Below are 9755 nucleotides of genomic sequence, written 5' to 3'. Positions count from 1 at the left end.
TCGTTGGCTATATGTTTAACGGATGGCTGTTCTTTATATGCTACATGGGTGATGATGGTATCACGCTTGTAACGCTGCACCAGTGTGGTAGCCTTTGTCGGCCAGTGCTATTACACTATCTGTTTTTGATAGTTGCAAGTTTTGTTTGGCTTGGGTAATAGCTTGGTACAATGCTTTACGATCGTTGGTATTAGTAGCTTGGGTGTGTACGATAAGATTGTCTTTGTCATCTACCACATTCTGGGTGTTGTAAGCAATTTCTACAATGCTTTTAGTTATAAGGATGCTGCGGCTGGCTGGATCTGTGGTACTGATTTGCTTATCTACAGTGGCATCTAACTGTTGCTGAAGGCTATCGTACTTGATGGTGCGTTCTTCTAACTTGGCTAACCCTTGTTTAATCTTTTCTTTTTTGAGCGTTAGTTCATCATTGATAGCTGTACTTTCTTCTTTATCCAGCTCATCTAATTGTTGTAAATACTTGGTGGTTTTATCTTCAATGAATTGGCGGTACTTGTCTATCTTTTTTGGTTGTAATTGTTCTTTTTACTGTTGACGGCTTTAAACTTACTGCCATCTAAGCCAATCGTAGTTTTACCTAGTAGACCAGCATCACTTAAAACAAAACGTAGAGCTTGAACATGGATTGTAAAGGCAAGGCATGCACTTTGCGAAAGTCTGCGATGGTATGATAGTTCGGTTGTAAACATTGCAAGAGCCATTACAGTTCTATATTGCGGTAAGCTTCTTTTTCTAGCTTACGGCTGCTGCGTATTTTATTGAGATAGCCATAGAGATACAGTTTTAGCAACACACTAGGCGCATAAGGTGGGCGGCCTTCGCTTTTGTGAACGATACCTGTAAAGCCTAAACGCTGCATGTCTAGTTTGTCGATGAAAGCATCTATTAACCGTACTGAATTATCGGCAGTCACTTGTTCATCCAATGTGCTGAAATAGGTTTGATGGCGGTTATTGCCTGGTATAAATTGCATACAAAATAATAGCAAAAACAGTACTCCTTTTTTCAATATCCACACTTTGGGTATATTTGAAAAGCAATGGTAGTTTTTTCACAAACTCACTTTAGCTGCTACCTTAATGCGACACTTCAAACTTGACACCAACGACCAATGAATACAGAGAATATTGAAAAGATTTTTACCGATTACTTAAAGACTGACAAAACACAATATGCAATTTTATTAAATGGCAGTTGGGGCAGCGGTAAAACTTATTTTTGGAAATATAGTTTAAACAAAATTGCATTAGACAATGGCTTCAAAACAATTTATTTATCCCTTAATGGCATAAGCAAGATTGACGCACTTGAACATTTACTTTTTTTGAAGCTAATACCTTTTATCGGCAATCAAGAAAACACACTTTTAAAAAATACAACAAGAATTTTAGGTAATGTGATAAATCAAGCAAGCAAGGCTGTGTTTAAAACGAGTTTGACTGACATCTTTAAAGACATAAGTGTTGACAGCTTTAATTTCTCAAAATATGTAATTTGCTTTGACGACTTAGAGCGCTGCCAAATCCCCATAAAAGAGGTCTTAGGTTTCATCAACAATTTTGTGGAGCATAAAAGTTTAAAAACTCTAATTCTTGCAGACGAAACAAATATTGACACGACACAAAAAGGCTATGATAACATAAAAGAAAAAGTAATTGGACGGGTATTAAACTTTGAACTAAACATTGCAGTACCGCTACCCCAAATATTCAAAAAATACGAGGTAAATAACCCTGACTTTTACCAATTTTTACTTTCAAAAGAGCAGGTTTTAATAAACATTTTGTTAGAATACAAACAAGACAACCTTAGAATTATTGGGTTCTACTTAGATGTATTAGAAAAACTTTTTCCTGCATTTAAAAACATTGACGAAAAATACATTGAGGAACTCATTCTATTTTCTGCATTGATAACAATTGAGTTTAAAAAGGGTAAACTAACTTCTGCTGATTACAAAGACCCCAAAGGAATTGATGATATTAATGAACACTACTACTCATTGAATATTGCACAAACAATGAGAAATTCCGAAAAGGAAGAAACAGCAAGAGATAAATCTTATGCAGAAATTTTCTACGAAAAATATTTAGACAAGCAAATAAAAAATTACTTCTTTTATCCTTCTGTTTACTCATACATTCTTTCAGGTTATTTAAATCAAAATGATTTGACAACTGAAATCAAGAACCGATACCCAGAAGTAATTTCGCCAGAGGTTCAAGATTTCAGAAATTTATTAGATTATAAATTTCGACAACTATCCGACGAAGATTTTCAAACATTATCAGCTAATGTTTTAAAGTACGCAAAGGAAGGCAAATATTGGCTTTATGACTATGTTCAAATAGCTAACTTCTTTTACTTCTTTTCAAAGAACAAACTAATTGACCAATCAAAAGACGATATAGACAAAATTTTGCATGAAGGACTTGAAGTTGCAAAAGAAAAAAAGCAAATAAATGATAGAGTTTTAGAAAACCTTTTACACTTCGGCGATGAAAACCCTGATGTAACAAAGATTAAGCAGCTTGTAAAGAAAATTCATTTTGAAATAAAAAAAGAGGAGTATGTCGCAGAAGGTAATGAATTTATTGACTGTTTAGCCAATAAAGATGAGTTTGCTTTGACGGCGATATTTGAAAAACATAAATTTTCAAAAGAACTTTTTCAATACGTTGATGACAAATTATTTTTTGACACAATTTTGAAAACCTCAAATAAGCTGTTATTTAATTTCACAGAACTATTAGGCTACAGATACAACATAAACAATATTGGAGAGTTCTTATTTGAGGACACCACTTGTTTGAAAAGTTTGAAAGATAATTTGGCTATTTACCTTGACAACACTGAAAATATTCTGCAACCAAGAAAATTTCTCCTTGCAACCTTGCATGAGAAACTAATGCTAACGATAGAACACTTAAACGATACACGAAAAAAATGATAGATGCAGTCTTAGTGGACAAGGCAGCAGCTAATATTGGTATTTGCAAAAGCTGGGCGGACGCAAGCCGTGTTACAACTTTTGTTTGTCTCGTCCTGAAATCAATAGACTTCGCTTACTAAGTTGAATAACTCTGACAACTTTCATAACTTCATCATCGGCTTCAGAACTAAGCTTGGAACTTAAATGGTACCTTAAAAAGTCCCACCTGAAATTTGGGCTGGATTGCTATGGAAAAAACAAATAAAATTTGAGAAGTTATTAGGCTGCCATATTTAGGTTATTCACATAAGGCTGTCGCTTATTCACTACTGCCACAGCTCTGAGTATAATCTTGTTTCTAATAGCGTTTAATACTAGCATACCATTTTTGCCTTCTGCTTTCTTACGGTCAAAATATTGCCTGAATTCTGGATAGTATTTGATGGCTGTTAACGCACAGAGGTGCAACATTTTCTTGAGGTCTTTATTGGCCATTTTATGTACTCTATTTCTGCCTTTTATACTTGTGCCACTGCTATGTTCAAAAGGTACTACACCTGCATAACTAGCAAGTTGCTTGCCTGTAACTTTTGATGCAAAATTGTTGGTACAGCAGATGATATATAATGCTGTTAAGTGACCAATACCCGGTACTGATTTTATAAGTAGATAGTTTTTATAAATTGCTGTATCATCTTTAATAATTTGCTCAATGAGCACTTCAATTTGGATGATACTTTTTTTGATGCCTTCAATGGCTGCTTGATGCGCTTTCTCAAGTATTGCTTGTAATACTTTATCATTACTGCATTGAAGCTCTTTGATGTAATTTTTTGTACTGTGCAACTGTGTTACCAAACGGCTACGTGAAGTCATTAAATCTTTGAGCTTCATAAATACAGGATTGAGTGCTGGCGTGGCTTTCAGTTCATCGGATTGCTTATAGCAATACTGGCACAAACGCACAGAATCTATCACATCGCTTTTGCCACGAGTGATACCAAGGCTCCATTTAATATGGGCTGCGTTGCCAATGTATAATGGCAAATTGTATTTGCTGCAAAAACCCCACAGCAGCCGATGATAAACACCTGTATTTTCTATCACCAACAAGCTATGTTGGTCTAGCGTTACACCTGTTGATTTTAACCATGCTTTAAATGCAGTCATGCCACTTGTTGTGTTATCAAACCGCTCTGTTATAATCGGTTGCTTTACATGATCAATAATTGGAAGTAAGGAAACGTCAAACCATAGTTTTGAAACATCAATACCTAGGTAATTTTTTCTGAGTAAATGATTCATTTTTTGTAGTTTTAATTTGTAATGAATCTAACCATATTTGCCCCATCGTCTTAGTCCTTAATAATGGGTAATTAACCCTAATTGCTATAGAGACACTAAGGGAAAATACCGGCAGTGGATTGTATCCAGCCATGGGTCTTAAACCCGGACGTTGAAAGAATGCGCCGCTGCCGGTGGTTAGGTTTTATCCACAAATTAATGTGGATTGTAAAGAAAAAAAGAACCAAAAAAAGAAAACTTGTAATAGTAGTAGTTTTTATTATTTTAATCTAAAGCAAAGCTAAATGACGTTATGATGTCTTTGCATTTTTAAAGGCAGTTGATGAATTAAATGGTGACCTCGCATTTTTGAGAATCCCGAACAGAAAAATCTTATTATCTAAATACATTCCCTGAAGTTTTATACTTAAAATAATTAGTTATGAAAAAGCAAGAATTATCACTTCAGGTTGTTAATGAACATGCGGCAGGCATCGACATCGGGTCACGTTTCTACATGGTTGCCATTGACCAAGTAAAGGAACATGTCAGGCAATTTGGTGTTTATACCAAAGACCATGAGCAGTTGATTGACTATCTGCGTAATGCCGGCATTACTTCCATTGCCATGGAAAGCACTGGCAATTATTGGCAGACACTTTTTAGCACACTTCAGCAAGCAGGATTCGAAGTGATGTTGGTGGGTGGCAACCAGACCAAAAATGTAAAAGGCCGTAAAACAGATGTCATCGATTGTATGTGGATACAGAAATTACATTCACTCGGTCTTTTATCAGGTAGTTTTCTCCTTAGCGATGCCATTCAGGAACTTCGAACTTATTATCATCATCGTTTACACCTCATTGAACAGGCTTCCATGTATGTTCATAAAATGCAAAAAGCTTTGCGGCTAATGAATATCAGATTAGATATCGTTATTCGGGATGTGGTTGGAAAGTCTGGATTAAACATAGTTGAAGCAATTCTAGCAGGCAATAGGAATCCTGAGCACTTATCTTCCCTTGTTGATGTAAGGGTAAAAAAATCGCAACAGGAGATTGCTGATGCATTGCAAGGGGAATGGCAGGAGGAATTATTGTTTGAATTAAAAGCCTCTTTAAATTTTTACAAAATATATGACCAGGCTTTGTTGGAATGTGACAAGCAAATTGAAGATAAATTAATACGCTACATTCCACAAAGTGTACTTGACCCCCAGGAAGAAAAGATGCTAAAGGAAAATAGTAAAAAAAGCAGGAAGCACGCCCCTGCATTAAATGTGTCCCGACTTGCTTACCAATATTTTCGCACATATCTTTTCGCCATTTCTGGTATTAGTCATACGACGGCTCTTTGTCTGTTGACAAATATGGGCCATGACTTGCACAAGTTTCCGTCGGCAAAAAGTTTTTCGTCATGGCTAAGGTTGGTACCGAATAATAAAATTAGTGGCGGGCACATCATCAGCAATAAAACACCCCGTGGAAAAAATCTGATTGCAACTGCATTACGGCAGGCAGCCAATTCCATAGGCAACCAGAAAGATCATGAGCTAACGCCATTCTTTAAACGAATTGCATTTAAAAAAGGGAGGATTGCAGCTATAACTGCAACGGCTCGTAAACTTGCAGTTATTATTTGGAACATGGTAACAAAAGTTGAACCCTATAAAAAAACATTGACAGCAAATAGCGATAAAAATAAAGCTAATCAATTGAAGCACATTGAAAAACGTATTGGGTTAATGCAGCAAACGCAAGATGAACTGAAAAGGCTCTTTTTAAGAACTTCATTATTAGTAGAGTAAGATAATGTTGTACAGAATAGGTTGACTAAAAATCAACTCAAAATGGACATTAAACAACAGTGTATTACTGAGTATTTAACGCAAGGCACAGGCTACCGACAGCTAGCCAAAAAGTATGGTGTAAGTAGAACCACCATTAACAAATGGGTGATAATTCACCAGATTAAACGCCTTTATTATAGAGTTTGAAGAACTACCCGAACATGAAAAATATAACTTTAATTGGTATGATAAGAACGAGCAATTTTTAATCTATTGCCAAAGGTGTGTGGTGTATAAGATACTGCCTGAATATTGATATTAAAAACCCAAAATTATATTGTGATGAAATTATTTTATAAATTCAATAAGTATTCCTTTATTTTTATAATGAACTTTAATTATTATCAATATGAATCTTAGTACTAATGATCTAGAATCGAATATTAAAAGGAACAAAAGAACAAATACTAAGGCCTCATTTATACTCGGTGATTCGAACAAAGAATTAGATGTTTTAATAAGAAAAAAGAAAAAATTCCAACTTATTATGACTTCCCCGCCATATAATATGGGTAAAGAATATGAGAAGAATGAACCAATTGAAACTTATTTAATCGAGATAGAAAACATTATATCAAAACTTGTGCAAGTTTTAGATGATAGAGGTAGCATATGTTGGCAAGTAGGTAATTATATAGATAAGAAAACGAAAGAAATGTTCCCTTTAGATATTTTTTATTACAATATCTTTAAGAAATATAAATTACAATTACGAAATAGAATAATTTGGAATTTTGAGCATGGCTTGCACTCTACTAAAAGATTTTCTGGAAGGTATGAAGTAATTTTATGGTTTACTAAATCTGAGGATTATACTTTTAATCTAGATGATGTAAGAGTACCAGCAAAATATCCCGGCAAAAAACATTACAAAGGTCAAAAAAAAGGTGAAATATCTGGAAATCCGTTAGGTAAAAACCCATCTGATTTTTGGGAATCTTTAAAAAATGAATGGGAAAATGCAGTTTGGAAGATACCTAATGTTAAATCAAACCATAAAGAAAAAACGATACATCCTTGCCAATATCCAATTGAATTGGTTGAAAGATGCGTACTAGCTTTAACAAATGAGGGTGATAATATTTTAGATCCTTATTCTGGAGTTGGCTCATCAGTTTTAGCGGCATATAAAAATAAACGTAATGCAATCGGAATTGAAAAAGATTCGAGCTATATAGACATCGCAAATGATAGGCTATTATCCCTGAAAAAAGGGCAGCTTAAAATTAGGGCTCTTGGTACGCCAGTTCACATACCTAATCAGAATCAAGCTGTGGCAAAAAAGCCTGATCATTTTAAATATTAGATAAAAAATATTATTTTTAATTAAAAGAATATGGCATCATTAAAGAAGCCCTTGAAAAGAGAAACTACTGCAAAAAAAACAGGTAAGAAGAAACCTTCGAAGATTCTTGACCCTAAAATAAGAGAAGAGAGAAAATTGCAAAGGTTACATATTACTGAAATTAGGTCAATTTTTGAAAAAATTGGATTTCTTAAAATCGACAATGTTGCTGATAAAGAAATTATATTTAATGGAAGAAAAGGCGATTTTGATGATGTGTTTATCTATCAGAATATTGTACTATTATTTGAATATACAATTAGTAAAAGAGAAAATATTGGCGATCACCTTTTGAAAAAGAAAATTATTTTTGATCATGTTGTCGAAAATGCAGAAGAATTCATAGATTATTTAAAAGATAAATTTCCAACAGTTTCTGAAAAACTAAATTCTTATCCTACCCCTGAGATTAAAACTTTTATCATTTATTGCTCGAAAAATGAAATAAAGCAAAGTCATAAAGACCAATTGATTAATATTAAATATCTGGATTTTTATGTTGTAAAGTATTTCAAAGTATTAGCAAATACTATTAAGAAATCTGCTCGATTTGAGTTATTTAAATTTTTAGGGCTAACTTTTAATGATATAGGCGAGAATATTTCTCCTTCAACTGGCTTTTCTAAAGACTATAAAGGCTCATTATTACCTCATTCTTATAGCAATTTTGCAAAAGGATATAAAATTGTTTCCTTTTATATCGACCCTAAAACTCTAATAGAGAAATCTTATGTCCTGAGGAAGTATGGTTGGCTTGATGATCATGGTTTGTACCAAAGAATGATTGATCCTAAAAAAATTAACCAAATCAGAGAATATTTAAATAAAGAAGAAAGGGTTTTTATCAATAATATAATTGTCACGTTACCTAATGAAACCAAATTATTAGATGATACCAAAAATACAATTGCTTTTGATTCTGTAACAAAAACACAGCCTATTGAAATTAAATTACCTCAGGATTTTAATATAATTGGTTTAATTGATGGACAACATAGAGTTTTTGCATATCATGAAGGTGGATTATTTGAGGAAAAAATTAAAAGATTAAGAGAGAAACAAAATTTGCTAGTTACTGGAATAATTTACCCAAAAAATATTTCTGATTTAGATAAGACTAAATTCGAGGCAAAGCTTTTCTTAGAGATTAATTCAACCCAGACAAATGCAAAATCAGATCTTAAGCAAGCAATTGGGCTAATCTTAAAACCGTTTTCTATTGAATCGGTTTCTAGAGCAGTTCTAGAAAAATTAAATCAAAGAGGGCCATTAGAACGACTATTTGAAGTTAATTATTTTGATAAAGGAAAATTAAAAACGACTTCTATAGTTAGTTATGGTTTAGCTCCATTGTTAAAGTTTACAGGGAATGATAGCATTTCTTTTTTATGGAATAACATAAGAAAAAATGAATTACAAAATAAAACGGATGATGTTCTTCTAAATGAATACATTCTCTTCTGCCATGAAAGTATTGATATTCTTTTGAAAGCGGCATCGTCTAATCTAAACGGACGTTGGTTTATCTCCACTAAAAAAGAACTTAATTATATATTGAACACGACTACTATAAATGGGTTTTTTGTTTGTTTAAGAAAATTAATAGAGCATAAAAAGACTGGGGATTTTGAATATTATCGAAGTAAGTTTTCAAAACTTAATGAAATTGATTTTCAGAGTTTCAAATCAAGTCAATATGGCGACTTGGGTGAAACTATTTTTCAAAAGTGCTTTTCATAAATTGCAAAATGTCCCCTTAATCGACCCCAGCCTAAACAAAAAACACTGAAAGATATTGATTTACAGTGCTTTATAATTTTACTATGTTATTCTGCAAGGTATTCATAACTTGCTACCTACCCAAAAACAAGTGCAATACAACAGCAGTGCTATGAACAGTTCTACACCAAAACCACCCAATGAACAACCACAAAACACCGATGCTTTACAGCAAAAAATAGCCCTGCTAGAAAAGCAATTGCAGTGGGAAAAACTAAGAGCTGACGCCTTAGATACCATGATAAATATTGCCGAGAAACAGCTAGATATTACTATCAGAAAAAAGTCTGGCAACTAACAGTCCGTGCGATAAAAATGGCAAATCCTTCCTCTAGTGTACAATCGATTTGTCGGCTGTTAGATTATTCGCCACAAGCCTACCACCAACAACAAAAAAGGCTATTAAAAAAGCAGGTAAATGAGGATTTGATAGTACAGCAAATACATGGCGTTCGTAAACACCAACCCATGTGTGGTGGTAGAAAACTGTTCATCATGTTACAACCATTTTTCACTGCCCAAAACATACAAATAGGTAGGGATGC

At 33.7% G+C, this 9755-nt stretch carries 11 protein-coding genes; 7 read left to right on the top strand and 4 right to left on the bottom strand.

The window, feature by feature from the left end:
* Positions 1 to 60: 60 nt before the first annotated feature.
* The 3 genes from ACFOW1_RS06785 to ACFOW1_RS06775 form a co-directional block, all read right to left on the bottom strand.
* A complete protein-coding gene (locus ACFOW1_RS06785; protein WP_379013119.1) occupies positions 61 to 237 on the bottom strand; it encodes a hypothetical protein in 177 nt (58 codons plus the stop codon).
* 281 nt (positions 238 to 518) lie between these two features.
* A complete protein-coding gene (locus ACFOW1_RS06780; RefSeq protein WP_379013117.1) occupies positions 519 to 722 on the bottom strand; it encodes a hypothetical protein in 204 nt (67 codons plus the stop codon).
* Positions 722 to 994, bottom strand: coding sequence for a transposase (locus tag ACFOW1_RS06775; protein ID WP_379013116.1), 273 nt, complete (start codon positions 992 to 994; stop codon positions 722 to 724). The genes ACFOW1_RS06780 and ACFOW1_RS06775 overlap by 1 nt, the downstream gene beginning before the upstream one ends.
* A gap of 138 nt (positions 995 to 1132) precedes the next feature.
* Between ACFOW1_RS06775 and ACFOW1_RS06770 the strand changes: the two genes are divergently transcribed.
* On the top strand, positions 1133 to 2971 hold the full coding sequence (locus tag ACFOW1_RS06770) for a P-loop NTPase fold protein (RefSeq protein WP_379013115.1): 1839 nt from the start codon (positions 1133 to 1135) through the stop codon (positions 2969 to 2971).
* A 261-nt stretch (positions 2972 to 3232) separates the two neighbouring features.
* Here ACFOW1_RS06770 and ACFOW1_RS06765 read toward each other — a convergent pair whose 3' ends face one another.
* Positions 3233 to 4258 (bottom strand): IS110 family transposase, encoded by a 1026-nt coding sequence (locus ACFOW1_RS06765; RefSeq protein WP_379013113.1) that lies wholly within the window; start codon positions 4256 to 4258, stop codon positions 3233 to 3235.
* 421 nt (positions 4259 to 4679) lie between these two features.
* Here ACFOW1_RS06765 and ACFOW1_RS06760 point away from each other — a divergent pair, with 421 nt between their 5' ends.
* The 6 genes from ACFOW1_RS06760 to ACFOW1_RS06735 all read left to right on the top strand — a co-directional run.
* Positions 4680 to 6044, top strand: a complete 1365-nt coding sequence (locus ACFOW1_RS06760) for an IS110 family transposase (RefSeq protein WP_379013112.1) — start codon at positions 4680 to 4682, stop codon at positions 6042 to 6044.
* 42 nt (positions 6045 to 6086) lie between these two features.
* Positions 6087 to 6233 (top strand): helix-turn-helix domain-containing protein, encoded by a 147-nt coding sequence (locus ACFOW1_RS06755; protein WP_379013111.1) that lies wholly within the window; start codon positions 6087 to 6089, stop codon positions 6231 to 6233.
* A gap of 202 nt (positions 6234 to 6435) precedes the next feature.
* Positions 6436 to 7392 carry a DNA-methyltransferase gene (locus ACFOW1_RS06750; RefSeq protein ID WP_379013110.1) on the top strand — a complete coding sequence of 319 codons (957 nt, stop codon included), beginning with the start codon at positions 6436 to 6438 and terminating at the stop codon, positions 7390 to 7392.
* A 30-nt stretch (positions 7393 to 7422) separates the two neighbouring features.
* Positions 7423 to 9171 (top strand): DGQHR domain-containing protein, encoded by a 1749-nt coding sequence (locus ACFOW1_RS06745; RefSeq protein ID WP_379013108.1) that lies wholly within the window; start codon positions 7423 to 7425, stop codon positions 9169 to 9171.
* A 151-nt stretch (positions 9172 to 9322) separates the two neighbouring features.
* On the top strand, positions 9323 to 9508 hold the full coding sequence (locus ACFOW1_RS06740) for a hypothetical protein (protein WP_379013107.1): 186 nt from the start codon (positions 9323 to 9325) through the stop codon (positions 9506 to 9508).
* A gap of 17 nt (positions 9509 to 9525) precedes the next feature.
* Positions 9526 to 9755: hypothetical protein (locus ACFOW1_RS06735; RefSeq protein WP_379013105.1), on the top strand; the 230-nt coding region annotated here is incomplete at its 3' end.

Origin of the sequence: Parasediminibacterium paludis, from assembly GCF_042651445.1 — a bacterium.
Lineage (GTDB): Bacteria > Bacteroidota > Bacteroidia > Chitinophagales > Chitinophagaceae > Parasediminibacterium > Parasediminibacterium paludis.
This window is presented reverse-complemented; position numbering and strand designations above follow the sequence as displayed.